The sequence below is a fragment of the Cylindrospermum sp. FACHB-282 genome (assembly GCF_014697195.1).
GTDB lineage: Bacteria > Cyanobacteriota > Cyanobacteriia > Cyanobacteriales > Nostocaceae > Cylindrospermum.
Window position 1 is genome coordinate 18,826 of record NZ_JACJRJ010000020.1, and the last position, 25,667, is coordinate 44,492.

Consider the following 25,667-nt stretch of genomic DNA (forward strand, 5'->3'; position numbering starts at 1 on the left):
TTTTTTAATTTTTAATTTTTAATTGATTAAATGCAGTGGATTCTAGCAGCAACAGAACAACCCCCAGAGTGGTTTATTGAAGCGGTGAAACAGTACGCGCCCCCAGCAGGTGGACTTTATGCCGCCCAGCTACTTTGGCAACGGGGAATAAAAGATGAAACACAATTAACAGCTTTTGTCAACTACAAATCCTATCAACCAGTCAGTCCCATTGAGTTTGGGCAAGAAATGGATTGGGCCGTAAAACGGTTGCAACAGGCGCGGGAAGTTAAGGAGAAAATAGCCATTTGGGGGGACTTCGACGCCGACGGCATCACCGCCACATCTGTCCTTTGGGATGGGTTGGGACAGTTTTTTCGGCAGAATACGCAATTAATTTACTACATTCCCAATCGCCTCACAGAGTCCCACGGACTGAATCACCAGGGAATTGATAAGTTAGCAAAACAAGGGTTTACATTAATTGTTACTTGTGACACAGGCAGCACAAATATTAGTGAAATTAACTATGCAAACCAGCTAGGTATAGATGTGATTGTTACAGACCACCACACCTTACCTTCAGAACGCCCACCTGTGACAGCAATTATCAACCCCCGTTATTTCCCTAACGAACATCCGCTGTTTCATCTTTCAGGGGTGGCTGTAGCTTATAAATTGGTCGAAGCACTGTATGAAACTCTGCCAGATATACCAGAACATCCGTTAACTGATTTATTAGATTTAGTGGCGGTGGGGTTAATTGCCGACTTGGTGCAACTAAAAGGAGATTGTCGCTATTTGGCGCAAGTGGGAATTCAACAATTGCAAGCTGATTTTAAACAACCACCAGGAGCAAGGAGGCGTCCAGGGATAGGGCGATTATTGGAATTATGCCAGAAAAGTGGCGATCGCCCCACAGATATTTCCTTCGGCTTGGGGCCGCGCATCAATGCGGTTAGTCGCATCCAAGGCGACGCTAGCTTTTGCGTAGAATTGCTGACTAGCCGGGATGCTAAACGTTGCAATGAACTAGCGGAAGTTACAGAATTAGCCAACACCCGCCGCAAGTCTTTACAAAAAGATGTACAAGCCCAAGTAGCGCAAAAACTCACCCAATTAGACTTATCAACCACCAGCGTCATTGTCTTAGCAGATGCCCAATGGCCCGTTGGCGTTTTGGGCTTAGTCGCTGGACAAATAGCCCAAGAAACAGGCCGCCCGACAATTTTGTTGAGTACAGAAAACTCACCCCCTGACTCGGAAACTCCCTCAAAACTCACTCTAGCCCGTGGTTCTGCCCGTTCGATAAATTCTGTTGATTTATACCAATTGGTAAAAGACCAAGCACATTTGTTACATCGTTTTGGGGGACATCCCTTTGCTGCTGGGTTGAGTTTGTTGACAGAGAATATTTCTTTATTTACAGCAGCTATTAACCAAAGGTTGCGACAATCTTTAGGTGGTGCTAACCTGACGCCAACAGTACAAGCAGATTTGGTGGTAACAGTAGCAGATTTGGGAAAAGATTTATTTTTAGAACTCAAACTTTTAGAACCCTGTGGAATGGGAAACCCCGCCCCGAAACTGCTGATTCAAAATTGCTGGTTTGAAAATTCTTGGCATAGCAATCAGAAAGATTGGCAAGGGAAAAAAGTACAGTATATTAAAGCCGAGTTTGACATTCGCGATGATTCCAGCAAAAGCCCTTTTCCGGGAATTTGGTGGGGACACTATAAAGATGAATTACCCCCAGGTAGGTGTGATTGCATAGCTGAACTAGACTACAACAGCTTCAAAAAACGCTATGAAATCAGATTAATTGCTGTGCGTCCCAGTGTTGACTCACAACTCAGCAATCAAAATTCACCACAGATACTAGATTGGCGAAATATTCCCAAACAGGGCACTCAAAACTCAGCGATGATTATCGAAAATTGTCCTACTAGCTGGGATGATTTACGTGCATGGTTTAGGAAGTCGCTTTATAATCAACAATTAGCCATAGCCTGGTCGAAACCCCATCATCAACCACCAAGCCAAATTTGGCTCACTTTGGTAGGAATTGCCAAATATCTCAGTCGCACAAATCAACCAGTTACCCGCATACAACTTTTAGAGAAACTGGGTATAGGTGATCAAACCTTACATTTGGGATTTAAAGCTTTAAAATATTTAGGGTTTACAGTTCAACGACAAGACCGTTGTTTGCAAATCAACTGGAATGCTGACAACGCCTCACAAAACCCTGCGGATGCTGCTGTTAACCAATTTTTAGCCGCTGTCCGCGAAGAACAATTTCAGCGAGAGTATTTTGCTGAAGTTCCTCTAGAGACAATAATAGCGATCTGCGCTACGCGATCGCCACTCAAACAGACCGCAGTTCCCTAAATTAGAGATAATATTTTTATCATCAGTCATTCTTAAAAGCTATGACTCTAGCCTTACCCAAAGTTGTTAACTTCGAGGAATTTGCCGCTTGGCTACCTGAAAATTCCGGGGTACGTTACGAATTACATAATGGGAACATTATTGAAATGGCACAACCAGTAGGGGATGACGAAGAAGTTAAAGGGTTTTTAACCATCAAGCTTAGTGCGGCGATTGACCGATTAGACCTTCCCTACATCATTCCTAACCAAGTTATTGTTAGACCTGATGGCAAAGATTCCGGTTATTTTCCAGATGTGTTAGTGCTAAACCGTGCAAATCTAGCAAACGAAAAATTATGGAAAAAAGAATCCACCCTCAGTCATGGTGCATCAATACCTTTGGTAATTGAAGTTGTATCAACTAACTGGCGTGACGATTACTATTTGAAATATGCTGATTATGAGGAAATGGGCATCCCCGAATATTGGATTGTAGACTATGCAGCATTGGGCGGACGTAATTTTATTGGCAATCCCAAACAACCGACAATCTGTGTTTGTAACTTGGTGGATGGAGAATATCAGATTAGTAAGTTTCGAGACAATGAACGTATTATTTCCCAAACTTTTCCTGAATTAAATCTCACAGCAAACCAGATTTTTCAAGCTGGTATGATCTAGCTTTCAAGTAAAACAAAAATAATATATATTGCAAGTAATCAAACCTAAATCAATATTAAGATTTTTCTCTACTTTGCTGTTCAATAGCTTGTCGTACTACTTCGATTTTTAATTCTAGTGCTTCGGCAATTTGTTCTACACTTAACCCCATTTTTAAAAGACGAGGTATTGCTTCCAGCTTTGTTTCTTCCTGAACTTCTTGCTTAACTTCTTGCTTAACTTCTTCTCTAACTTCTTGATAAAATCGAGTTTGTCGCCATTCTGTTAATCCAAACATTGCTTCCAACTCCTGACGGCTATAGGATGAAAACTTATAAACGAGCATCCTTTCTACTAATTCTAAAAGATTACGACTGTTTGGCGTATCTGCCTGTTGCACCAGATTTATCAAACTTCTTGCTTCTTCTACAGCCTCATCTTCAGGTGCAACTACTAGTTTAATAATTCCCAAACCAATTGAGGATGATGTATCGGTTAATTCATCTAAATAAACTACATGAATTTGCCCAGCAGCTAGTGAACTTTGATATGCAAGTGGTATACCAGGGTCAAGACTGCGTTTTGCCCACAAAACTACAGCTTGCCATGTTTTATGAGGTTTATATTGGTTTAAGTAAAGAAACGCTTCTGTAATCAACCGCCAGTATAAATCATCATCGGGCTGGAATTGTACCTCAACAAGATAAATCGGGTCTTGTGGGTATTCGGCTTTGGGCAAAAATAACCCATCTATGCGACGTGCTAATTCTTTGATTTCCACAGAGGAAAATTCGTAGTGCAACGCCAGTGTAGGGGACTGTTCCAGTAATTCAAATAAAACGCTAGGGAGATTTTGTAGCAGGGTATAAAATATCGTGTCTGTCTTCATTTGCAGTCAGAAGCAGAGTGTGAACTTCTATAAGTTTACGGGGAAATAGAGGCGTATAACTTAAGAAATTACAGATAATCTTCAAATGTTATTCCTCTTAAGTGATATGGGTAATAAAGTTGGTTTTTTCTAAAAATGCGATCGCTTAACTTTTAAGACAGTCGCTACAAAAACCGCGATCGCACTGAAGTCATGGTATTCGCTGAAAAAGATGTGCTAACCATGAGTATTATATTACTAAGTAAGTAGGGAAAGAAATCAAACTATGTTAAGAAAAGTAAAAAATATTGATTTAAATTAGCTCGTAGTGAGGGCTTTAGCCCTCAAAGAAGGGCTTCAGCCCTTACTACCAACCTTGAATTATTTACGCCAAGCTACTTAATATATTACATAAGATTCGTCTGCCTTTCTGCGTTTTAGTAGGAGTTTTGAAAATGACGGTGCATTTACCTCTAATTGGCGTCACTTGTTGTATAAGAGCAATATCATTACTTGAAGAGTATCCTCAAAACATTGTTGGTAGTTTTTGGGTCATGTGTGGTTATGGATTTAAACAGCAAGACATTCCTGGCTGGTGGATTGATATTCTTTCAGAAGAGAATCAAGCACAAGGTATTATTAATGCCTTTGAGAAAGGTTGTTTTGACGGCGAACATGAAAACCCGCTATACTTAGGATTTTGTATTATTGTTGTTGCAGATTCTTCCAATCCTGCTCATTTATCTTATGTAATTCAACACCTGACAATGTGGGAATGTGAGGGAATAGGTTTATTAAGAATAATGGCACGTTATAATATAGCTGCTCATACACAAGTTAGTTATCCTAAGCAGTTTTTAAGTTCTCGTTATAGAGAAGACAGTCCTACTTATCAATATCTTCGACAAACACTAAATCATTGGTCAGTTCAGGTTTGGGAAGATTACTGTAGCTATCTAATGTCTGAACATGGTCAATGGATGTTCTTCAACTATTGTAAAAAAATCAACACTATTAAAGATGAAGTAAAAGCTACCGTGGAAAAAGGTTTTAAACCTCTAGTTTTAACAGAAGGAGAAACTGACCCAATTTATATTAAAACTGCTTTAGAATTACAAGGACAAACAGAAATATTAGAACAAGTTGATATTGAATGGGTAGGAGCTTCTATAGGTAAAGGGCAGAGTATAAATAGTGGTGATAGTGGCTTGAATAATACTAGAGATGTTCTGCTTTCTAAGCCTCAATTCGTAACTAGAAAAGTATTACTGCTCTACGATTGTGATACTAGAAAAACTAATGAAGACCATGATAAATTAAAAATCAGAAAAATCCCTCAACAAGAGAATCGAAAAGTCAAGAAAGGGATTGAAAACCTATTTTTAGATCATTTATTCACAGAAGAATTTTATTCACAAAAAACCAAATATGGAGATTATGGAGAAGAAAACCAGATTCAAGAATTTCAAAAAATGAAGTTTTGCAAATGGATATGTGAAGAAAGAAAACAGGCGGATGATTTTATTTATTTTAAGATAATCGTTGATATTATCAAAGATTGCTTAGGCGAAATTATTTACTAAAAAAGGTTTGCATTTAAACTAAACGGTAGTTATGTTGATTATTTACCTTTAGTTTTAGAGCTATTTCAAGAAAACAAAAAGCTTATAAGGGAGCATACCATTTCTGTAAATTCGTAGTGCGGGCATCTTGCCCGCTGTATGATTAATGAATATCTGAATGCCTGCTCTTAAAGTTCTTGAAGTGACATGACAACACCTCTAACCAACTTTAATATTCATTCTAGCATCAGTGATCGGCGGGGCAATTGAGCGGTTTACCACGAAAACCGAGAAATTTATAACTTTTGAAAGGTTGACAAAACGTTGTTTTAGCCTTCTCTATTTCTGGGTAATTTATCTTCAATGCCAAGGCTTCAACCGTGAAAATACGTAATTTAAAACTAACCTACAACACAAACCTACAAAATTGTCTACCTCAACCCTCCTTGGTGTTCGCAGTGAAAACCTTTTTGCTCCCAAGCTGACATATCCACATCAACCAGTCTGGTGATATCTGAACATTGAGGCTGAATACCTTGACTTAAAACCGCCCAAAATAAGCTGCGCGTTACATCTAGAACTGTTTTCAGCGAATGTTCACGATTCGCAGGAATGCCTCGCTCTTGAACAATATCTGGTTCCACCCAAATGCCATGAGATCCTAAGAGAATCTGAGCCAGCCATTTAGCTCGTGGTAAGTGAGTTGGGGAGGTAATCAGTTTTACCTTGCGTACCCCCCAGTGGTCTAAAATTGGAATGCCATAATAAAAATTTTCAAAGGTGGAATTAGCGCACTTTTCTAACCAAACTTTTTGTAACTCTGCGGCTTCCCGTTGAAAAATTAGCCAAATACAAGGATCTTCGGAACCACGAGAAATTAAAATTGGGGTGTGCGGGTATTGTTTTGCTTGTTGGGCAACGTAGGTTTCTCGCTGAATGCTGCCCCCAATCACAAAAAAGGCATCTACTGGCTGGGAAGAAGCAGAAACTAAGGTTATAGTGGTGAAAATCAGCCAAATGCCCAGGAGAAGAAACAAACCCCAACCTAATTTTTGTAACGATTGCCACAGTATCGGGAATTTTCGGCTAAGGAAAATTGATAATTTTGTGGGAAATTTGCGTTTCATGAATTATATAAGAAAAGCCTAGTTGCCTACTTTTTGGGAGTGATGCAATTAAAGCAGCAAGGTGCTATCTTATAAAAGTAATCGAGGGTGTGAAGATGACGCTGATAAAAGTGTCATGTCATTAGATTAGTCTTCCGGAGACAGCAAAAAAACCGAGAACTGTTTGTTAACAACCAATGCAGTATTTTTAACATCATTCCAAAGGCAAAATGATGAGGGGAGTATAGCTGAAATTGGGGTATAAAAACTTAAAAATCTCAGGAAAGTTTGATTGCTAAACTGTCAAAAACACTATTATTCCATCTGATATACATGAACCAATCTGCGAAACGTTACTCGCCGCTCCAAGTAGCCTTGATTGGTGGAGCGATCGCCACGACTGCTACTATATCTGTATTTGGTACAGCTTGGACGCGCGGTGTTCGCGCTGCGCTGCAAGATAGCCCAAAAGCGTTAGTTGACCAAGTTTGGCAACTGGTGAATCGTGAATACGTTGATGGCAAATTTAATCAACAAAATTGGCAAGCAACCAGGCAGAGCCTGTTAAGCAAAGAGTATACAAACAACGAACAAGCTTATGTAGCTATTCGCGAAGCTTTACAGAAGTTGGGTGATCCTTATACAAGGTTTATGGATCCCAAACAATATGAAGCCCTCACCAGCCAAACATCTGGGGAAGTATCGGGAATTGGCATTCGCATGGAATTGAATGACAAAACCAAGCGGCTGACTGTTGTTGAGGCGATTGAGAATTCCCCAGCGCTGAAAGCTGGCATTAAAGCAGGGGATGAGATTTTAGCAATTGACGGTAAACCCGCTCTGAAGATGAAAGTGGATGATGCCTCTAAGCTGATTCGCGGTAAAGCTGGTACCGCTATAACATTGCGGCTAGGGCGTCCCGGTGGGAATGATTTTAATCTGAAGCTGACTAGGGCGACAATTGAAGTCCCAACAGTACGTTATACCCTCAAGCAAGAAGGTACTCGCCGCGTTGGCTATATCCGATTGCGGGAGTTTAGTTCCCACGCCGCTGATCAAATGCGACGAGCCATCCGCGATTTGAACGGTAAGCAAGTCGATTCCTTTGTATTGGATTTGCGGGGGAATCCCGGTGGTTTGTTGCAGGCAAGCATTGAAATTGCCCGGATGTGGTACGATAGCGGTTCCATTGTCCGTACAGTAGACCGTCGGGGAGCAAGTGAAGAAACCAAAGCTAATCGTACTGCCTTGACAAATCGTCCTTTGGTGGTGCTGGTGGATGGTAATTCCGCTAGTGCTAGTGAGATTCTCACCGGGGCACTCAAAGATAATAAACGGGCGGTAGTTGTTGGCAGTCAAACCTTTGGTAAAGCTTTAGTGCAGTCAGTGCATGAACTCGCAGATGGTTCTGGTTTAGCAGTTACTATTGCCCACTACTACACCCCCAAGGGCACGGATATAAACCATAAAGGGATTACGCCAGATATCAAGCAAGACTTGACAGAGTCCCAAGAGCGGCAGTTGGCAAGTAATCCAGATTTAGTTGGCACTAAGAGCGATCCCCAATATGCTAGAGCGATCGCAGTTCTATCTGGTAACAACTTTGCCCAACAGCAAGTAACTCCCACCACCCAACCGATGAGCAGTCGCGCTAACGACTTGAAATTTTAGTTCAGGATTTCCAAATCCGAATTTTGTGATTGATTTCATCCCACCCCTTTTACTTTTAGAGGTGGGATTTATTGTCAGGACTTTCAAAATAAAATGAACACGAGATATACATAGGTAAATCTCCTATTGCGGTATGGCATTATTTTTAATCTCGGCAACGTTGTGTGCCACCATGCTCACCGCTGATATTTTTGCATCCAGCTTTGGATAGATAGGCGTGGCAAGAGCCTGCACCTTTACCACCGCCTAAATTTTCTCCATTTGCGCCTTTGCCATAACACTTCACAGTGCTTGAGGTTGAATTGCCCCCTGCACTTAGTTGGGAGCTAGTTGCAGGCCGAGCTACTTGTTGGGCAAATGCTGAAGCAGTTGTTAAAGGTAATGCGATACTTAGTAAGGTGACTGATAAAATCTGCTGGCAATTAAACATTTTGATTGTTCTTTGATTTAGTTGTGTTGCAAAGGTGATGAATGATTTAAAACAAGCCTTCATCGTCTGTTATCCACTACTAGATTTGAGAAGCAACTTTTATGCAATCGATGTAGTTGCTATTTATTCACATACAAGAACGGATAATATTTTTTAATCTCAGCTAAATAATCTCTGTTTTATGAATCATCAGCCAGTTGATGCAACTACCGCGCCCAGCTTCTTGCCCAAGGTGTCGGTGGTTGTGCCTATTTATAATGGTGAGGCAGATTTACCAGATTTAATTAGTTGTCTGTTGTCTCAAACTTACCCCAAAGACCGGGTGGAGTATTTGCTGGTAGACAATAATAGTAGCGATCGCACTCTCGCTATTTTAAAATCAACTGCCGAAAATTGCCCCATCACAATTCACCCCTTGAGCGAAAACCAAATTCAAAGCTCCTACGCTGCACGTAATACTGGAATTCGCGCTGCTACGGGCGAAATTTTGGTTTTTACCGACGCTGATTGTCGTCCTCAACCACAATGGCTAAATACATTAATTCAGCCTTTTGTCAATCAACTTGTGGTAATTGTCGCTGGGGAAATTGTGGCGTTACCAGGCACAACGCTGCTAGAACTACACGCAGACCGTCAAGAAACCTTATCTCAAAAGCACACTCTAGCAAATAAATTTTGTCCTTACGGTCAAACCGCTAATTTGGCAATTCGCCGCACCGCTTTGGAAACAGTAGGGTTATTTCGTCCTTATCTCACCACTGGCGGTGATGCAGATATTTGTTGGCGGATTCTGGGGGCGAATATCGGGCGTTGGGAATTTGCCCCAGATGCCATCGTCCAGCACCGTCACCGCACCACATTCAAGGAACTCCAAAGCCAATGGCGGCGCTATGGGCGCTCAAATCGCTATCTCCATGAACTCCATGGAGTGGAGTTAATGCGGGAAATGACAACCAAGGAATATGGCTATCGCTTGGTACGTTGGTTATTTAAGGAAGTACCAAGGGAAACTGTCAAGGCGATCGCTTCTCAAGCTAGTCTTGTAGACTTGTTAAATACTCCCATCGGGTTATTTACTGCTAGGGCCCGTAGTATTGGGCAACGGGATGCTAAGTTGCCAGAAAATGCCAAGATAATTGATTGGCTATAACGATTTTGGATTTTGGATTGTTACTCAAAATTTTAACCATTAAGCCGCTGGAGTTGGTCTTCAATGGCTGCCAAAAGTTGCTCTTGCTGCCAATCTTGGCTAAGATGGGCGGCTATACAAGCAGCACCAGCACCCATGCCTTCTTTGACAAAGCCCTGCTCATAAGCTTGAAGTTGAGGATAACGAGAATTAGCAAAACTCAGTTGAGTGGCTATGAGGGGAGGGATTCCGCTATTTTTGCCCAAGCTGAGGGCTAAGTCAACAGTACCACCTGTAGGATCTTCTGCTACCCACCGGGTAGTACCGACAACTACCGCTTCTGGTTGCCAAGATAAAGAGTAAGTTTTAGCGATCGCCTGAATCAGCCCATAAACAGCTAACATTTGTGTGCCCCCTGCAAGCATTACCCCACAACGGCGACTAGCTGCGATCGCCATTCCAGCTACTACAACTTGCATCGGATCACCCACCGCTGCAACTAATTCTAAGGGATCTAGAGAATTTGGCATTTTTTCCAGTCCAGCTTGCACCACAGCCCACTTTTGCTCATGGTTACAAACAGGATGGCTACTGTTAACCTTTCCCACTGCTTCTATACCCAAGCCAGTTAAAATTGCTAAAGCAGTTGTGGTACCACCAACGACACACTCACCTACAATCAGATAACTCTGTTGAATATCAGCACTCAATTTAGAACCCCAAAGCAGCCCTTGTTTAAACAAGTGGTGTACCTGTGCTATGGGCATAGCAGCACCTTGACTTAAACATTTAGCGATCGCCCCACCCAAATCAATTACTGGCACAGCAGGAGCCTGGGGCAACCCCGCATTAAACAAATAAACTGGTATGTTGATCCCCTCCACCACAGCGCGGGAAATCAGCACAGGGGAAGCACCCGCTGCCAAAGGGGGTAAGGGATATACCGCCTCTTCTTGAGCGCCAAAGTATAAAAACTCGGCATCAGCACAAGCAGTATATTTCCGATCTTCTGGAGTGCGGCCAGCAGCTGAAATCCCAGGAATCAAACCAGTTTCCGTAAATCCTAAAACACAGGCAAATAGGGGTAGACTAGCACGATAACGTCCTAGCCATTCTTCACCTTGTTCTATTTGGGTATAAATGTGAATCATCGGATTTTAGATTTTGAATTTTGGATTTTGGATGATCAAGATTTTGGATCAGCCATGGAAGAAGAAGAATCGGAGACGTTGTCCGTATAACCAGTTGCATTCAATCTAAAATCTAAAATCTAAAATTGTTCAGCTTTCATAATCCATCAAGACTTGCACCCACTGCGGCGGACGGGGGATCGGATTTCCTAAGCGATCTAACAGCAGCCATGCTGCCAGATGCACCACAAACAAGTAGATAAAGTTATTGATCACAATCAAGGCCACTGCCCCTACCTGAATCAAAAACACACTCGGATTTGTCAATAATCCCAGTTTCAAGAATATCCACTCTATGATGTCTGTCACCTGGTTAATCACATAAATCCACAGGTCTTCACCCGACAACACAGACAGTAACCATAATCGAAAAAATACCCCTAAAGTACCCAAAAGCGTGCCTAAAGTGATAGAAACAATCCAGGGCACACGACGATACCACGTCGCCCCCAAAAGCACGCCCATGAAGGCAAAAGGCATCACAAAAAGCAGACTACGAAGTGGCCCCATCAGCACAGCCAGCAGCAACCCAGAGGTGACTGCTGCCATCCATGCCGCTCGTCTACCCCAGCGCAGGTAAACTAAGGCGATCGGCACAGGAAAAAATATCCGCAAAACTGGCCCTAAGGGAAAGTAAACATTAATAAACCAAATCAAGCTAGAGGCACTAGCTAAAAACGCCGTTTCCACCATCCTTAAGGGTGCATCAACCTTCAGTTGGGGAGATAGCCGCGTATTCTGGTTGAGAGAGTTGGGCCCACTGTCTTTTTGAGTTAACTGCTCTTGTTTATCTAACCCTTGATTGCCAGGAGCTTGAGATTCAGAGGAGGGATCTTCCTCTGGTTCATCTGGCAGGGAATCTAAAATACTCATAAGTTGTGTTAGACGATCATTCTCTCTAAGGCTGACAAATCGGGAATACAAATAATGTCCTGATCCCGTCTAATCAAGCCTTTTTTTTCTAGCCTTGTCAATACTCGTGTCACTGTTTCCCGCGCCAGTCCGCTCAAACTGCTCAATTCTCGGTGAGGTAAATTGGGAATTTCCGTGCCTGTTTGCCCTCTTTTTCCCTGTCCTTCTGCCAAAAATAGCAGCGTGTCTGCCACCCGCGACTGACTATCAGATTCCCGCAGGCGCAACCGCCGATTCACCTGCCGCAAACGTCGTGCCATCAATTGCGCTAATCTAACTCCTGCCAAGGGTTCTATCTGAAGTAACTTGACAAAATCCTGAGCAGGCATACTCCCAATCATCGTCGGAGTCAGGGTAATTACGTCAGTAGATCGCGGTACTTCATCTAGCGCTGCCATTTCCCCAAATAATTCGCCCTTACCGAGAATATTCAGTGTTACTTCTTTCCCTTCCATATTATAAGTACGAATTTTTACCCATCCATCTACGATAAAATACACAGAACCGCCCCAGTCATTTTCTAGCAGGATCACTTGATTAGCTGGGTGAGTACGGGAGACAAGATGGGTGAGGGCTATTTCCACCACCGTTTCTGGCAACCCTTGAAAAAAAGGAGCCGAGTTCATCCAGTGATGAGCGGGTGGCTGCAAGCTATATCGATCTTCCATTAGGACATCTTTATTAATTAAATCTGCTATATAGACAACAAACAGGAGCGCCATCTCAAGCCAAGCTATGGAGGCACAGCCCCTTCTAAAGAGAAAACTAAATTATGTTACACAATTCGGCCACAAGCGTATTTTTTCTCAACAATCTTTACCTATGGGTTTAGACTAAGTAAAAGTTTGGCTAAAAGCGGTATTCAACCCGCTGAAGTATTATTTAGAGATTAACCACACTGCAAATATGATTACTTAAGAATATAGGCAAACAACATCAATGATACTCAAGTGCTGGCTCACCATATTTCGCACCAGTAGATCCAGCCTTCGGCACGGCGAAGCGCCTACATAAGCTACCAAGTCGTTAGACTGGACTAAGCACCTTGCCACCTTTACAGCCAAGTATTTACGTTGCCTACTTACTTTGAGGTGGTTCCTTCGCACCTGATGCTTCGATTTTAGGCAATTGTTGGCACTTTTGTGTTGACGAGATAGTTGGCACTGCCAGCATTTTAAGGTTTTTTCGCTTTTACGCAGATGTTTTGGATTCGGAACTGTGTTTCCATCGCTGTCTGTGTAAAACTGGATGAACTACTCACCCCTACTGCGTTGAGGGGTGAGTTTCTGACGCTTCAATTGAGCAACTTGCTTGAAGCTTCCGCACCAAGTAGAGGTAGACTCATCTGCGCCTGTAGAGGCACGTTCCATACCCCTTGCGTCATTAAGCATTACCATTGCTGCTGCCACGTCTCTATCGCATTGATAGCCACATTGGGAACAATGGTGTACTCTTTGCGCTAATGTTTTCTTACTTTGATGACCGCAATTAGGACAAGTCTGAGATGGCTTTACCTTTGTTGTCGGAACCTCAATGTAAAAACCACCTGCCTCGGTGACTTTGTACTTGATTAAGTCTTTGAGGTTACCAATACCAACGTCAAGCAAAGACCGATTTAGCCCTGATTTTTGACGCTGATTTTTGCCCTTGGATTTACGAGTCATCCCCTTGAGATTTAACTTTTCAGTGGCTACCAGGCTATTACGGCTAACTATCTGTGTAGACACTTTATGTTGCAAATATTGTCTTTGACGAGCAACTTTTGACTGTATTTTGGCTACTGTCTTATTGGCTTTTCTCCAGCGTCGTGAAGCTTTAACGCCTCTGGATGGAGGTTTTTTTCTTCTACTGGTTTTAGCTATCTGATTAATTTTGCTTTGAGCAATTTTAACAAATCTGGGATGCTCAATTACATCCCCGTTAGAGTCAGCAATTGCATTATATACACCAAAATCTAACCCAATAGCCCCAGTGTCAGTTTGTGGGCGAAATGGGATGCAATCAACGGTAATCGAGGCATACCATTTACCCTGCTTAAAAATGATTGTACAGGTCTTAGTTTGGCCCCAGTCCCTAGCCTGACCACGCATTTTGATCTTACCCAAGTTGGTTATTTTTAGATAACCATTCTGGCCATTGGTGCAAGCTTTCCAACCTGAATTACAGGGATAAGTCCACCCTTTGTAATGGCGACTTGATTTAAATTTAGGATACCCAGATTTAAGTTTAAAAAATCGCTTAAATGCCAAATCAACACGCTTGACTGTATCTTGTAACCCATGGCTACCAAGCTCTTTGTACTCTTCCCAGTATTCTTTAAATTCCGGTAGACAGTTCTGTTGGTCGTAATAACTAACTGACTTACCAAATTTCTTGTAAGAAGTTCTACGATGCTCAACGCAAGCATTGTACAAATCCTTGTGAAGTCGTCGCAAATAAGGCATTTTATCGGCTTTTATTTTTGATGGGTAGAGCCTAAAGGTAACTCGCTTGGCAGCCATAACAATCGACCTATTTGTTATGTTAATATAATAGCAAATTGAAAGTATAATAACAACATTTAATCAAGAATCATCACTTGGCTAAGTCAATTAGTGATGTATCATGGTCGCTGTTTCGTGAATGGGTTGAGTATTTCGGTAAGGTGTTTGGTGTTGTCACGGTTGCTGTACCTCCCCATTTCACCAGCCAAAATTGCTCTAATTGCGGTGAGATTGTCAAAAAATCTCTCGTCTAGAACTCATGTTTGCCCGCACTGTGGGCATACTCAAGACCGCGACCATAATGCAGCACGAAACATCTTAGAAAAAGGACTGAGTACGGCAGGTCATGTCGGAACTAACGCCTCTGGAGATATCGACCTCTGCCTGGGTGGGGAAACTCCTCCAAGTAAGCCGAGTCGTGGAAAGAGGGTGCGATTCGTTCAGTCGAAACCTGAATAAGGGGGAAGACTGGCAATGGTTGAGTAACCCATTCTAGGGTAGAGTTCGCACTTTAATCCTCAACCAATGACAACTCACTATTCATGTAGGTGAAGAAAATCTAGCCGAGCAATAGCCAAGACAGCTAGAGAATAAGGGGAAAAGATTAGGTTTCAAACAACCAAAACTATAACCCAATTCAAAATACTCCAAGTCCTACCATCTCGGTGCGAGACTGAAAGCACACAAACTACCAGACAACTGGCAGCCCCTACAGCGGAGACTGATTATCAAAGATGTAAAGCGGGGGTGAACGCAGGAATAAGCGGCAATAGCTGAAAGCGCTTACTGCTAGCAAGAGTTTATGGGCAGAATAAACTAAGTGTCATTTAACCATCGTTACCGCGAATCAGGGGAAATAAGCTAGTAGGACTACACCTACCTCCTGGGCTGGAAACATCTAGCAAGGGTAAGGTCTATCAAGATTCCTCTACTGAGATAGCGCACCACCTAGAACCCCGGTGGATAGACACGCCCTAACAACTCAATCAATGGATAGTGGGAACGAAACAACCCCTCATGTTCTCCTGAAATTGGTAACAGGTAGGCATCAGCCACAAGACATGAGGGAGCAGGATGACTCAAGAAGCAAATGCCTAATCCGAATTAACGGGTAATGCCTTAAAAGGGATGGCGTAACTGCCAGGATAAGCAGACGTGAGCCGCAGTGTGGGAAAGCTAGAGGTAACAGTAGCTATGAATAAGCCTAATTCGGATTTAGTAATGAATACCGAGGGATGGAAAACAATCAATTGGCGACAAGCTGAAAGATATGTTTTTAAGTTGCAAAAACGCATCTATGCTGCTTCCCGCCGTGGTGATGTCAAGCAATGCCGTAAACTCCAAAAGACGCTGATGAGGTCTTGGTCTAACAGGGTGTTAGCGGTACGTAGGGTAACAGTTGAAAACCAAGGTAAAAAGACGGCAGGAGTGGACGGTATTAAATCACTGCCCCCAAAAGCACGTCTTGAACTGGCAGGGCAACTAAAGCTAACTGGCAAATCCAAACCCACTCGCAGAGTTTGGATACCAAAACCAGGAAGAGAAGAAAAACGCCCATTAGGAATACCCACAATGTACGACCGCGCACTACAAGCCGTAGTAAAATCTACACTTGAACCAGAATGGGAAGCGGTATTTGAACCAAATTCCTATGGTTTTAGACCAGGTAGGTCATGCCATGATGCAATAAAACAGATAAAAAACTGTATTCAATCACAGGCAAAGTTTGTACTAGATGCCGATATTGCCAAGTGTTTTGATTGCATCAACCAGGAAAAACTTCTCCAAAAGTTGAACATAAAGGGTAAAGTCAGGCAACAAATCAAAGCATGGCTAAAATCTGGAGTAATAGACCAAGGAGCGTTTACTGCTACATCTGAGGGTACACCACAAGGTGGGGTCATTTCTCCACTCTTGGCTAATATTGCCCTCCACGGTTTAGAAAACCACATCAAAGAATTTGCAAAAACTTTAGACCTCAGACACCCCTGTGGTGTAAAGCAGTCACAAAAGAGTAGGGTGCAATCTTTATCCCTAATCAGATATGCAGATGATTTTGTGGTTTTTCATAAAGATAAAACTGTTGTCCAAAGATGCAAAGAGATTATTCAGGACTGGTTAACCGGTATTGGACTTAAGTTAAAACCCGAAAAAACCAGACTAACCCACACTCTCAAGCATGAGTTAAGTGAGGATGGTAAGGCTGGATTTGACTTTCTAGGTCATCATATCCAACAATACCCGGCTGGCAAATACCGAAGCAACAAAAGTGCCGAAGGTAAAATACTAGGTTTTAACACCTTAATCATCCCATCAACGAAGGCAAGTAAGGTGCATTCCGAGGAAGTCGGAAGAATCATCACAAAACATAGGTCATCGCCCCAAGCGGCTCTCATAAAAGACCTCAACCCTGTCATAAGGGGATGGGCTTCTTTCTACTCAAAATCCGACGCTCAAACCGTTGGAATATTTTCTAAACAAGACTATCTCACATACCTGAAACTTCGGAGATGGGCAAAACGCCGATGTGGAAACATAAATGATGGACATATCAAATATTGGACTTCCACCGACGGCGATAACTGGGTATTCGCAACCAGGGAAGGGAACACAAACCCCCTACGGTTACTAAAACATAGGGAAACAAGTTGCAGTAGCACTGACTATGTGAAAGTTAAAGGCGATAAAAGCCCTTACGATGGCGACACAGTTTATTGGAGTAAAAGACTAGGGACACACCCCCAAATGCCTAATCGTAAGGCTAAGTTGTTAAAACTTCAATTGGGTAAATGTCCTTGGTGCGGACTAAGCTTCCAAGAATGGGATGTTTTAGAGGTAGACCATATCACCCCCAGTGCGTTAAGCGGCAAGGATGAATACAAAAATCTGCAACTACTGCATCGGCATTGTCACGATGAAAAGACCGCATTCGACCTAATAGAAATTCGGAACAAAGACCGCTCAAAATTCCGAGAGAAGCTTTCTCAATTTTGGAATAAATCTAACTGGGAGTGGATACATGATATTCCTAATTTCATAGGTCATGCTGTCAGGAAGTCAGATGTGACAAATGGGCAACACACTGAGTAGCCGTGTGCGGTGAAAAGCTGCAAGCACGGTTCCGAATGGGAGGGGTGATGCAGTAATGCACACCTCGACCCTACCTAGCCCAAAGAGCGATCTTTGGAATCCCCCGCTATCTCAGGTACTCCTGATTAGCGGTGGGAGGATGTCAACAGTAGGTTCTCGTTTCTCAACCCGTTCCTGGTCGATACAGAAAAAGATTTGTCAAAAACTCAACTACCCCCTTCCTAGTTTTTGCTATGCAAAAATGTGGTTAGAAGGTGTTTCCTGTTTCAGCGCTCATTCACCTCCACTCTATTGAGGGATTAAGGTAGAGGCAGGAAATTCTGTCAGCTATGATAGGATTCCCCACCTACAGCCTACAGGCAGATTGGATGTGACGACATCCGAATGGTTGCAAAATTGGCTGTCTGCTGAGAGGGAGCAGCGTCTTGTGAAACCTTGGGAAAAACCTGGACAAAATTGGCGGTTCCAACGCTTGTTGGCGGCTTATATAATCTCGTTTTCACAGAGTATCTTGGGTGATGCCGCGCGGCGCACCGAGTTTACGCATCTAACGAGTAGATTTTGGATTCTGACCGCCAATGAAAGGATAACTTTAATGAAACAGCCTAGATTTTTTGTATTCCTGGACTTCAATTAGCTGTCAAGTTAATCTTCTAAAACAGGCACTGATTGACTAAAGCGACTGCTAAGAGCAATTCATCACATAATTGCCCTTACTAAGTCTAAGAAGTAGTTTTTGCTACTGGCGACTTTGGTAATTGTCAAGTAATTCCCACAGCCGTTAACGTACATTTATCGCTAAGGTAATTTAAAGTGACTTCCCGTGTAGATGAAATTCAAAAACTGATCGCAGACATTGACAATTTACTTGCCAGCAGTGGCAAGCGCCTGTCTAGACTGTTGTCTGGTCAGGCGCAGGAGCCAAGAGAAGTGTTACAGCAAATTCGTGGCTTTCTTGTCAGGTTAGTTGAAAGCGAGGCACTAGAGACCAGAGTTCAAAGTCAGCCTTCTGGACAGCCCCTGTCACCTTTGCTGGCGCGATTTGTCGAGGAAGGTAGTAACCAGTCTTCTGCTCAGTCTTACCAACCCAACCAAGAGCAGAGTGTTGTTGAGACAGGTCTATTAAATAGTGAATTTTCCGCATTGTTCCAGCCCTTGCAAGCGGAATTATCAGGATTGTTGCAAGAGCGAGCAACTCTGATCCAGGAAATTAGGCAATTAGAGCAAAGGCGACTGCAAAACTACTCTCTAACCCAGCAGTTGGCAAACCAAGAGCAGATGATTTCCGAATTTTTACAAGTGCTCATGAGTCGCCTGGTACCAAGTTTAACGCCACATTTGACTAATTCCCTAAGTTCTCCAATACCCAGTCGCAACGCGAATGAAGAACCAGTACCCTCGACAATTGAATCTTTTTTAGAATCGCCAGATTGGGTGGAGCGGTTAGCAGGACTGGCTAGGGAGTTGGATCTACGCTTACTCTCACTAGACGGGACTGTTAATGTTGTATTTGATGCACTACAGGGCAATATCAATACTTATCACCAGTCCTTGTCTCAAGCACTGGCAAGAATGCACAGTCAGGGTGTGCAAGGTGAGCAGTTGATGGCGAGCTTTTTTAACAATTTGACCCAGTATTTGCAGCAACAATCTTCTGGTGTCCAGCCATCGTTTCTTGGGGTAGAAAATGAAGTACTACCAGCATCACCATCATTGGTGGTTAACTCAGTAGAGGTACAGTCAGCTTCTAGCAGTGCGGAGGTTGTGCCGACAGCAAGGGATGTATCTTCCCTTCAGATTTCTGCGGAAACAGAGGATCTGGATGCAGTGCTGTTACCGTTTAGTGCTGATGAGCCTCCATCTTCAGAGACTGCTACAGCTACTAATCCAACTGAATTGCCCTTAGATAGTTCTGAGTTAATTAATGATGAAGTAGACCAACTTTATGCTAGTTTGTTTGGTGCTAATGATTCTACTAACGCCAGCCTTGAGGTAACTCCACAGGTTGTCACGAATGAGTTATCTCTTCTGGAAATAGCCGCGAAATCGGCTTTAATTAGACCTAACAGCACAGATTTATCCTCAACCAATCTAGAGCCACCAGAGGATGCTGTTGTGGCATTACCAGAACCTGGGTCTTTGGCGATCGCAAATAGCATAAATTCATCTGTAGCATTACCAGATCCTGGGTTGAAAGAAGCAGATGTAAATCTTTTGGATCTGGACAATCCTCTCCCACCAGAAATCCCAGATGCAATTGCTCAACCCACAGATTCATCATCAGAGTCATGGGAAACTTTATTTTTTACAGAAGATACTGAAACACAGGCAGTAGTCACCACAGGGGAAAGTTTCCCCGTAGAACTCGACTCTCGTCCACCTAGTATTGATACAATTACAGTCCTGACTGACTTATTGGTTGATCTCGGCAGTGATCAGCAACTGCTGGAAATATCAGCCTCCGTGAATCATTTACCAACCACCACAGCAGAAATTCCGATGGCGACATCGGCAGCATTAATTAACAATGAGGAGCAGGAGCGTCCGTTAGATAACTATATTGCTGCTTCGCTACAGGAAAATTTGCTTTCTCTAGAGCAAACACAACTGCCCATTGTGTCTGATATTGTTCTGAACGAAGAGCAGATGCAGCAATTGGATCGAGATTTGGCTAACTTTGATCGCCAGATCGATTCTTTCTTGGAGCCTGGAACTAACTCGGATAGTTTCCCTGATTTGGTGAATGAGAACAATCAGGGGTTCAGCACCGCTGACTCTAGTAGTGACTTTCCTAGTACGGAACAAGTAGAGCATACTCCAACGGCTGCTTTTTCCAGTCTGGAGATTCCTCAGCCGGAAGCTGAGGTAGACTTGAGCCTGAACTTTGAAAAAAAAAAGGAAGTCGTAGTTCCAGCGCTGGAAAGTTCTTGGCTGGACATTTCTAACTCCCTGAATAATTCTGAAGTTGCATCCAATGTTCTGGATGGGGTTTGGTATCTAGGAATTGATTTGGGGACAACGGGAATTTCTGCGGCGCTGATGAATCGCTCTATAGCTGTTGTCTATCCTATCTACTGGTCAGCAGAAAACCAACCAGGCGCAACTTCCTTCCAGCAATCATTTCGTTTACCAGCAGAGGTTTATTTGCCTGGGGCTTCTATACCTCACTCGGAGCTGGAGAGTACGGAAGCTATGGAGCAGACAGCACCTGCGGCTGTGGCTCAGGAAAAAGTACCTGAAAACCTGGCTAGGTCGGCACCAGATTCGGCGAATAATCTCTACTCAGCACAGTTGAAGCCCTATTTACAAGTGTCCATTCCCTACAAGAACACACAGCAAAAATGGGAACCTGTGTTGCAATTAAATGATTTTTCTGCGGGGCCTTTGATTTGGGTGGTGCGATCGCTCTCGAAACTGCTGTTAACTCTCAAGTCTAATCAAACAAGTACCACTCCGGCTTTAATTGCTACTGCTATTGGTATAGACACAGCAACTTTTTCTCAGATTATTAATAACATTGCTGGTGTTATCTGCACTTGCCCCTCCAGCTGGTCGGAACAATATCGCTTCAATGTGCGGGAAGCTGTACTGACTAGCAAACTCGTCTCCCATCCCCAGCAAGTATTTTTTATTGAGGAAGCGATCGCCAGTCTGCTCCCAGAACTCGATAGTGCAGATGCTCAAAGAGTCCAATTAAGCCAACATCAAGGTTTACGTTTAGCAAAAACCAGCGATCATCCTCTCCTTGGTAACACCCTGACAATCAATATTGGGGCAACTGCCACTGAAATGTCCTTGGTTGATTTGCCGGAAAACCTGGGGCAATTGGCACACAACGATTTCATGCTCCACGGCTTTGCCTATGCTGGCAAGGGCATTGAGCAGGACATTATCTGCCAGCTGCTGTTGCCACCAAAATCTCGGCAATCACGTCTAGAAACACAGGCTGATAGCACCACACTCACCAGTAGCCCTTGGCATTGGCAACCAGCCATTCCCGGATTAGACCAAATGCATTGGCATAGCTTGAGATTGGAAGAACTAGAACTACCGCGAGTCGGGGAACCAGATATTATCCCTCGTATTCGCCTCCAGCAGCGTCTAGAAAGCTCCCTTCTGGGACAGGCAGTGCTAGATGCTGCTCTGGCCCTGAAGCTGATATTGCAACACCAAGACTCTTTTACCCTAGAATTAGCTGACCAGCGGTGGATATTGCAGCGACGAGACCTAGAGAGCCAAGTACTTGTGCCATTTGTGCGCCGCCTCAACCGAGAACTTAACAAATTATTGGTAGCTCGTGGCATCCCCACAGAAGCAATTAATCAAGCAATCCTCACTGGTGGGGTGGCTTCTGTGGGAACGGTAAACCGTTGGTTACGGCAAAAACTCCCTAACGCCAAAATTATTCAAGATTTATATCTTGGCGACAATGGCGCTCCTCTATGTAGTCGGGTGGCTTATGGTCTGGCTATGCTACCTCTGCATCCCCAGGTTTTAGAAGTGCCTAGGCAACAGTACACTGATTATTTCCTCTTCACCGAATTGCTCCGGCTTTTACCTGACCGACCTTTATCTTTTAGTGAAGTTCTCCAGTTATTTGAGGGTCGTGGCATCAATACCCGCACTTGTCAGCAACGGCTGCTGGCTTTTTTAGAAGGTGAATTACCTCCTGGTTTGATACCTTCAACCCCAGACTCCATTTGGCTCACCCAGCACTCTCAAGAAAATTCTGACTATCAGGCGATCGCCAGCACAGCACTTTTTGAAAAACAAGGCAGTCTCACCTATCGTCCCAATTCCCAACAACTGCTGTCTTTGCGTCGCTATCTAGATGCTATCAAAGCTAGTACTCAGCAATCTCTAGAAGAACCATATACGGTTAATTTCATTCTAGAGACACATCATTAGGTAGAACAACCTTCTCTTCCAGCAATATGCAAGGCACGAAACGCCCACTTGTAAGTAGAATTACAGTCTATTCACAAGTGGGGGCATTTGTGCAACATTTATTTTTCAGTCTTATGGAAAAACACTGAAAACTTAAAATACATATTTTTTTTTAAAGATTTTGTAAATTCGAGGCATTTTGCTGTTTTATAGCTGGAAAAATTGTCTATATTATCACTCAGTAGAACCCAGTAGAAACGGCAAAATAAGTAAAAACTACATAATAACTATGTCCATGTCTACTTTAACTACTGATGCCAAAAGTCTTGTTGTGGATAATTTAACCCTTCTAGATTCACTGGTTCCAGTTAAGTTCTCACAAAAGCCTTTACACCCCTCGACTGCTAGTGCCACTAAACGACTAATTGACATCGTCGGAGCCATTGTGGGACTGATAATTACCGCTTTGGTGGCTATACCTATAGCGATCGCCACTATTGCTTACGATCCAGGCCCGATATTTTATTCCCAAATTCGCTGCGGTCTCAACGGCAAATCTTTCCGCATTTGGAAGTTCCGGTCTATGGTCGTTGATGCCGAAAAACTCAAGCATCTGGTACAAAATCAAGCCCAAGGTCACATCTTTAAATGTACAGATGATCCTCGCATTACTCCAGTGGGTAAATTCCTGCGGCGCACTAGCTTAGATGAATTACCTCAATTTTGGAACGTTTTGGTGGGGGATATGAGCTTAGTTGGTACCCGTCCACCAACGCCTGATGAAGTCATACACTATGAACCACACCACTGGGAAAGATTGCGAGTCAAACCAGGTATGACTGGAGAATGGCAGGCTAATGGTCGTTCCAGCATCAAAGATTTTGAAACCATCGTCAGCATGGATATAAATTATCAGGATAAGTGGTCTATAGCTTACGACCTGAGTCTGATTTTTAAAACTATCTGGGTTGTTTTTAACAAGAGTGGCGCTTATTAAGCTGTTGCTACCCTTAGCAGCCTGGTTGGGTTGCTCTCACCGTGATTTAGAACGATAAAATTGTTTGGATTTGAATTTTTTCACCCCTTGACTCCACTACCACTGTCAGTTGGTACGATATAGCGTTGTAAAACTAGGAATAATACCAAAACTGGTGCAATAGAAATAACTGAACCAGCAGCCACCAATCGCCAATCAAGGGAAAATGTCCCCGCTAGCTTTGCCACACCCAAAGGTAGGGTGTATAAATTTTCGTCTTGGATGACAATTAAAGGCCACAAAAAGTCACTCCACGCGCCGATAAATACGAAAATGGCAAGGGTAACAAGTGCAGGGCGAATTGCTGGCAACATCACATACCACCATAACCCTAACTCTGAGCTGCCATCCATCCGGGCGGCTTCTTCTATCTCTTTTGGGACACTCATAAAAGCCTGCCGCAACAGAAAAATCCCAAAAGCAGAAGCTAAACTGGGAAAAATCATGCCTAAATAACTATTTCTCAACCCTATCTGCACTGTCAAAATGTACAGGGGAATCATCACGATTTGGAAGGGAATCATAATCGTAGAGACGATGGCCATAAATATCCAGTCTCGCCCCACAAATGATAGTCTGGCCAAAGGATAGGCAGCTAAAGCACAAAACAGCAGATTTAAACCCACAGTCAGTACTGACACCAGAGTACTGTTATAGATGTACTGTCCAAAAGGTAGGGACTGCCAAACAGTAGAGAAATTATCCCAAGTCGGTTGCCTGGGTAATAGCTGGGGTGGTGACTGAAAGATGTTCTCCGTCGGCGATTTCAAGGACGTACTAATCAGCCACAGCAGGGGAAACAGGGTAACGAGTGCGATCGCTCCTAGTATTCCATAAATTAATAAAGTTTGCAGACGTGATTTTTGTAAATTCATCTCAGGTTAAGCTTTCTGCTCAAATGATGGAAAGTATCTATAAACCTCTCACAAAAATTACCACATCCTCAGAAACCCCGTTACCAATTCTGTAGTCTCCAACTCTAATGCAATAATAATCACCATCAGCTTTAAGTTTTTTAACATACATTATTAACTTCTGCTAGACTAACAGCATTTTTCACTTCTTCAACTACGGATTTAAGGTTTTGCAGTGAACTTGTATCCCGTAGATTGTCTAAATCTTTCTCAAAGCTTTTCCTAAACTCTACATTCATCTTTTCTATCTAGAAGTTTGAAAATATTTTCGCGGCTGACTGGTTCAGTATTTTCACCTTATTTGATAGCCCTCTCTAAAGCTATATCTTCAATAATTTCTGTCAATAAATCTGAAAATACCTCTTTTTCTTCTTACAGTAATTCCAAAATAGCGGCTTTTAGTAATTCCTTTATTTTGATTTCATTTAAGTTAATTTCGCTCACATACTCTCTAGGTTCTATATTTTTGTTTATTAATTTTAACATACTGATTGATTATCTTTATGGCTACTCCACAAGCGGGGAGGGTTAAGGCTGGGATGGAAGTGTAAAGTAAATTACAGCAGCACCAAGGAATAAAAGGGATTTACACATACCTGTATTTTAAATGTGCTTTTTCAGTAAAAATACTGTTATCTATATTTTACTTATGGTATTTCATGGTGAAATACAGCAAAAACCAGCTTGTTACTAAGCAATTGCGACACTTCTACAAGCCTAACTGATGATATAGTCTGACTTTTTCCTATCTTCCTACCTAATTAATCTTATTTTTTCGCCAACATTCACTAATTATGACCTCAGAACAATTCCAAACCGTACACAATAGCATATGCAACCTGGGTACACGACTATTACAGTATCTTCAGGAAATACGCCAAAGTCGTCTCAGTGAACGAAGAGAAACCCAACTAATTTTTTGGTAATGTTGGGTATCCTTCCTCAACCCAACCTACATCTTACTTTCTCAAATATTGGGTGGATGCTCACCCATTTTCACCCACATTTTCCGCACACGAGTTAATTGTGAATGATTAATTTTCTCTCGCATCGAGATTTATAAAGTTTAATATCTAAGGCTTTGCGAGTTTTGCAAATCAGAATTTTATTACCTGGCACTGCGGTGGTTATTATAAAAAGTATTTAATGTGTATCTCGCTCTAGCTTTGATAATATTTAATTCGTCAACCTCTGCCAATAGTCTGTTTAAAGTATCAGTTTGTTCATTAGACAATTTATTTTCAGACTTTTTAGTTAATAACTCATCTAATTGAGTCTGACTTTTGCGAGATAAAACACTTTCTGCTAAAGCTGCTAACTCATCGAAACTTAAATCAATCAATAATTCAGACATTGTTTTTTCTTGTGTATTTGGAAT

The 25,667-nt window shown here is 42.7% G+C and carries 18 protein-coding genes and 3 pseudogenes; 10 read left to right on the forward strand and 11 right to left on the reverse strand.

Annotation, left to right across the window (positions count from 1 at the left end; translation table 11 throughout):
* The first annotated feature begins 30 nt into the window (after positions 1-30).
* Together recJ and H6G32_RS12300 are read left to right on the forward strand one after the other, a co-directional pair.
* Positions 31-2,370, forward strand: coding sequence for a single-stranded-DNA-specific exonuclease RecJ (gene recJ, locus H6G32_RS12295; protein ID WP_190458551.1), 2,340 nt, complete (start codon positions 31-33; stop codon positions 2,368-2,370).
* 41 nt (positions 2,371-2,411) lie between these two features.
* Positions 2,412-3,032, forward strand: a complete 621-nt coding sequence (locus tag H6G32_RS12300) for a Uma2 family endonuclease (protein WP_190458553.1) — start codon at positions 2,412-2,414, stop codon at positions 3,030-3,032.
* A gap of 55 nt (positions 3,033-3,087) precedes the next feature.
* On the opposite strand, the gene H6G32_RS12305 is transcribed toward H6G32_RS12300, so the two are convergent.
* Positions 3,088-3,900: an Rpn family recombination-promoting nuclease/putative transposase gene (locus H6G32_RS12305; protein WP_190458554.1), complete on the reverse strand. Its 813-nt coding sequence runs from the start codon at positions 3,898-3,900 to the stop codon at positions 3,088-3,090.
* Between the two features lie 434 nt (positions 3,901-4,334).
* Between H6G32_RS12305 and H6G32_RS12310 the strand changes: the two genes are divergently transcribed.
* Positions 4,335-5,462, forward strand: a complete 1,128-nt coding sequence (locus tag H6G32_RS12310; protein ID WP_190458556.1) for a hypothetical protein — start codon at positions 4,335-4,337, stop codon at positions 5,460-5,462.
* A gap of 410 nt (positions 5,463-5,872) precedes the next feature.
* On the opposite strand, the gene H6G32_RS12315 is transcribed toward H6G32_RS12310, so the two are convergent.
* Positions 5,873-6,568, reverse strand: a complete 696-nt coding sequence (locus H6G32_RS12315) for a YdcF family protein (protein WP_190458558.1) — start codon at positions 6,566-6,568, stop codon at positions 5,873-5,875.
* Between the two features lie 312 nt (positions 6,569-6,880).
* On the opposite strand from H6G32_RS12315, the gene ctpB reads away from it, so the two are divergent.
* Entirely contained in the window at positions 6,881-8,218 is a 1,338-nt protein-coding gene (ctpB, locus tag H6G32_RS12320; protein ID WP_190458560.1) for a carboxyl-terminal processing protease CtpB, read from the forward strand.
* Positions 8,219-8,363: 145 nt separating this feature from the next.
* On the opposite strand, the gene H6G32_RS12325 is transcribed toward ctpB, so the two are convergent.
* Positions 8,364-8,648, reverse strand: a complete 285-nt coding sequence (locus H6G32_RS12325; protein ID WP_190458562.1) for a hypothetical protein — start codon at positions 8,646-8,648, stop codon at positions 8,364-8,366.
* 181 nt (positions 8,649-8,829) lie between these two features.
* Here H6G32_RS12325 and H6G32_RS12330 point away from each other — a divergent pair, with 181 nt between their 5' ends.
* Positions 8,830-9,798, forward strand: a complete 969-nt coding sequence (locus H6G32_RS12330) for a glycosyltransferase (protein WP_190458564.1) — start codon at positions 8,830-8,832, stop codon at positions 9,796-9,798.
* Between the two features lie 32 nt (positions 9,799-9,830).
* On the opposite strand, the gene cobT is transcribed toward H6G32_RS12330, so the two are convergent.
* The 5 genes and pseudogenes from cobT to H6G32_RS12355 form a co-directional block, all read right to left on the reverse strand.
* Entirely contained in the window at positions 9,831-10,928 is a 1,098-nt protein-coding gene (cobT, locus tag H6G32_RS12335) for a nicotinate mononucleotide-dependent phosphoribosyltransferase CobT (RefSeq protein WP_190458566.1), read from the reverse strand.
* A 129-nt stretch (positions 10,929-11,057) separates the two neighbouring features.
* Positions 11,058-11,840, reverse strand: coding sequence for a DUF2232 domain-containing protein (locus H6G32_RS12340; RefSeq protein ID WP_190458568.1), 783 nt, complete (start codon positions 11,838-11,840; stop codon positions 11,058-11,060).
* 8 nt (positions 11,841-11,848) lie between these two features.
* Entirely contained in the window at positions 11,849-12,547 is a 699-nt protein-coding gene (locus tag H6G32_RS12345) for a Crp/Fnr family transcriptional regulator (RefSeq protein ID WP_190458570.1), read from the reverse strand.
* Between the two features lie 282 nt (positions 12,548-12,829).
* Positions 12,830-13,123 (reverse strand): annotated as a pseudogene (locus tag H6G32_RS12350) (transposase); the annotation flags it as partial.
* Between the two features lie 9 nt (positions 13,124-13,132).
* Positions 13,133-14,380: an RNA-guided endonuclease InsQ/TnpB family protein gene (locus H6G32_RS12355; RefSeq protein ID WP_190458572.1), complete on the reverse strand. Its 1,248-nt coding sequence runs from the start codon at positions 14,378-14,380 to the stop codon at positions 13,133-13,135.
* Between the two features lie 53 nt (positions 14,381-14,433).
* On the opposite strand from H6G32_RS12355, the pseudogene H6G32_RS12360 reads away from it, so the two are divergent.
* From H6G32_RS12360 to H6G32_RS12380, 5 genes and pseudogenes are all read left to right on the forward strand, one after another.
* Positions 14,434-14,821, forward strand: a pseudogene (locus H6G32_RS12360) (RNA-guided endonuclease InsQ/TnpB family protein); the annotation flags it as partial.
* 735 nt (positions 14,822-15,556) lie between these two features.
* On the forward strand, positions 15,557-17,452 hold the full coding sequence (gene ltrA / locus H6G32_RS12365) for a group II intron reverse transcriptase/maturase (protein WP_190458574.1): 1,896 nt from the start codon (positions 15,557-15,559) through the stop codon (positions 17,450-17,452).
* Positions 17,453-17,822: 370 nt separating this feature from the next.
* Positions 17,823-18,089 (forward strand): hypothetical protein, encoded by a 267-nt coding sequence (locus tag H6G32_RS12370; RefSeq protein WP_190458576.1) that lies wholly within the window; start codon positions 17,823-17,825, stop codon positions 18,087-18,089.
* A gap of 176 nt (positions 18,090-18,265) precedes the next feature.
* The gene (locus tag H6G32_RS12375) at positions 18,266-22,360 is read left to right on the forward strand and encodes a hypothetical protein (RefSeq protein WP_190458579.1); all 4,095 of its coding nucleotides are present in this window, start codon (positions 18,266-18,268) and stop codon (positions 22,358-22,360) included.
* Positions 22,361-22,628: 268 nt separating this feature from the next.
* Positions 22,629-23,336 carry a sugar transferase gene (locus H6G32_RS12380; RefSeq protein WP_190458580.1) on the forward strand — a complete coding sequence of 236 codons (708 nt, stop codon included), beginning with the start codon at positions 22,629-22,631 and terminating at the stop codon, positions 23,334-23,336.
* Positions 23,337-23,416: 80 nt separating this feature from the next.
* On the opposite strand, the gene H6G32_RS12385 is transcribed toward H6G32_RS12380, so the two are convergent.
* From H6G32_RS12385 to H6G32_RS12390, 3 genes and pseudogenes are all read right to left on the reverse strand, one after another.
* Positions 23,417-24,250, reverse strand: a complete 834-nt coding sequence (locus H6G32_RS12385; RefSeq protein ID WP_190458582.1) for a carbohydrate ABC transporter permease — start codon at positions 24,248-24,250, stop codon at positions 23,417-23,419.
* Positions 24,251-24,586: 336 nt separating this feature from the next.
* Positions 24,587-24,658: pseudogene (locus H6G32_RS27540) on the reverse strand (hypothetical protein); the annotation flags it as partial.
* A gap of 739 nt (positions 24,659-25,397) precedes the next feature.
* The gene (locus tag H6G32_RS12390; RefSeq protein WP_190458584.1) at positions 25,398-25,643 is read right to left on the reverse strand and encodes a hypothetical protein; all 246 of its coding nucleotides are present in this window, start codon (positions 25,641-25,643) and stop codon (positions 25,398-25,400) included.
* Between the last annotated feature and the right edge of the window lie 24 nt (positions 25,644-25,667).

Excerpts from the sequence above, each read along its gene's own strand:
- ltrA (WP_190458574.1), top strand. The coding sequence starts at position 15,557 with ATGAATAAGCCTAATTCGGATTTAGTAATGAATACCGAGGGATGGAAA.
- H6G32_RS12380 (WP_190458580.1), top strand. The coding sequence starts at position 22,629 with ATGTCCATGTCTACTTTAACTACTGATGCCAAAAGTCTTGTTGTGGAT.
- ctpB (WP_190458560.1), top strand. The coding sequence starts at position 6,881 with ATGAACCAATCTGCGAAACGTTACTCGCCGCTCCAAGTAGCCTTGATT.
- H6G32_RS12310 (WP_190458556.1), top strand. The coding sequence starts at position 4,335 with ATGACGGTGCATTTACCTCTAATTGGCGTCACTTGTTGTATAAGAGCA.
- H6G32_RS12385 (WP_190458582.1), bottom strand. The coding sequence starts at position 24,250 with ATGAATTTACAAAAATCACGTCTGCAAACTTTATTAATTTATGGAATA.
- H6G32_RS12325 (WP_190458562.1), bottom strand. The coding sequence starts at position 8,648 with ATGTTTAATTGCCAGCAGATTTTATCAGTCACCTTACTAAGTATCGCA.
- H6G32_RS12340 (WP_190458568.1), bottom strand. The coding sequence starts at position 11,840 with ATGAGTATTTTAGATTCCCTGCCAGATGAACCAGAGGAAGATCCCTCC.
- cobT (WP_190458566.1), bottom strand. The coding sequence starts at position 10,928 with ATGATTCACATTTATACCCAAATAGAACAAGGTGAAGAATGGCTAGGA.
- H6G32_RS12315 (WP_190458558.1), bottom strand. The coding sequence starts at position 6,568 with ATGAAACGCAAATTTCCCACAAAATTATCAATTTTCCTTAGCCGAAAA.
- H6G32_RS12355 (WP_190458572.1), bottom strand. The coding sequence starts at position 14,380 with ATGGCTGCCAAGCGAGTTACCTTTAGGCTCTACCCATCAAAAATAAAA.
- H6G32_RS12305 (WP_190458554.1), bottom strand. The coding sequence starts at position 3,900 with ATGAAGACAGACACGATATTTTATACCCTGCTACAAAATCTCCCTAGC.
- H6G32_RS12390 (WP_190458584.1), bottom strand. The coding sequence starts at position 25,643 with ATGTCTGAATTATTGATTGATTTAAGTTTCGATGAGTTAGCAGCTTTA.
- recJ (WP_190458551.1), top strand. The coding sequence starts at position 31 with ATGCAGTGGATTCTAGCAGCAACAGAACAACCCCCAGAGTGGTTTATT.
- H6G32_RS12345 (WP_190458570.1), bottom strand. The coding sequence starts at position 12,547 with ATGGAAGATCGATATAGCTTGCAGCCACCCGCTCATCACTGGATGAAC.
- H6G32_RS12330 (WP_190458564.1), top strand. The coding sequence starts at position 8,830 with ATGAATCATCAGCCAGTTGATGCAACTACCGCGCCCAGCTTCTTGCCC.
- H6G32_RS12300 (WP_190458553.1), top strand. The coding sequence starts at position 2,412 with ATGACTCTAGCCTTACCCAAAGTTGTTAACTTCGAGGAATTTGCCGCT.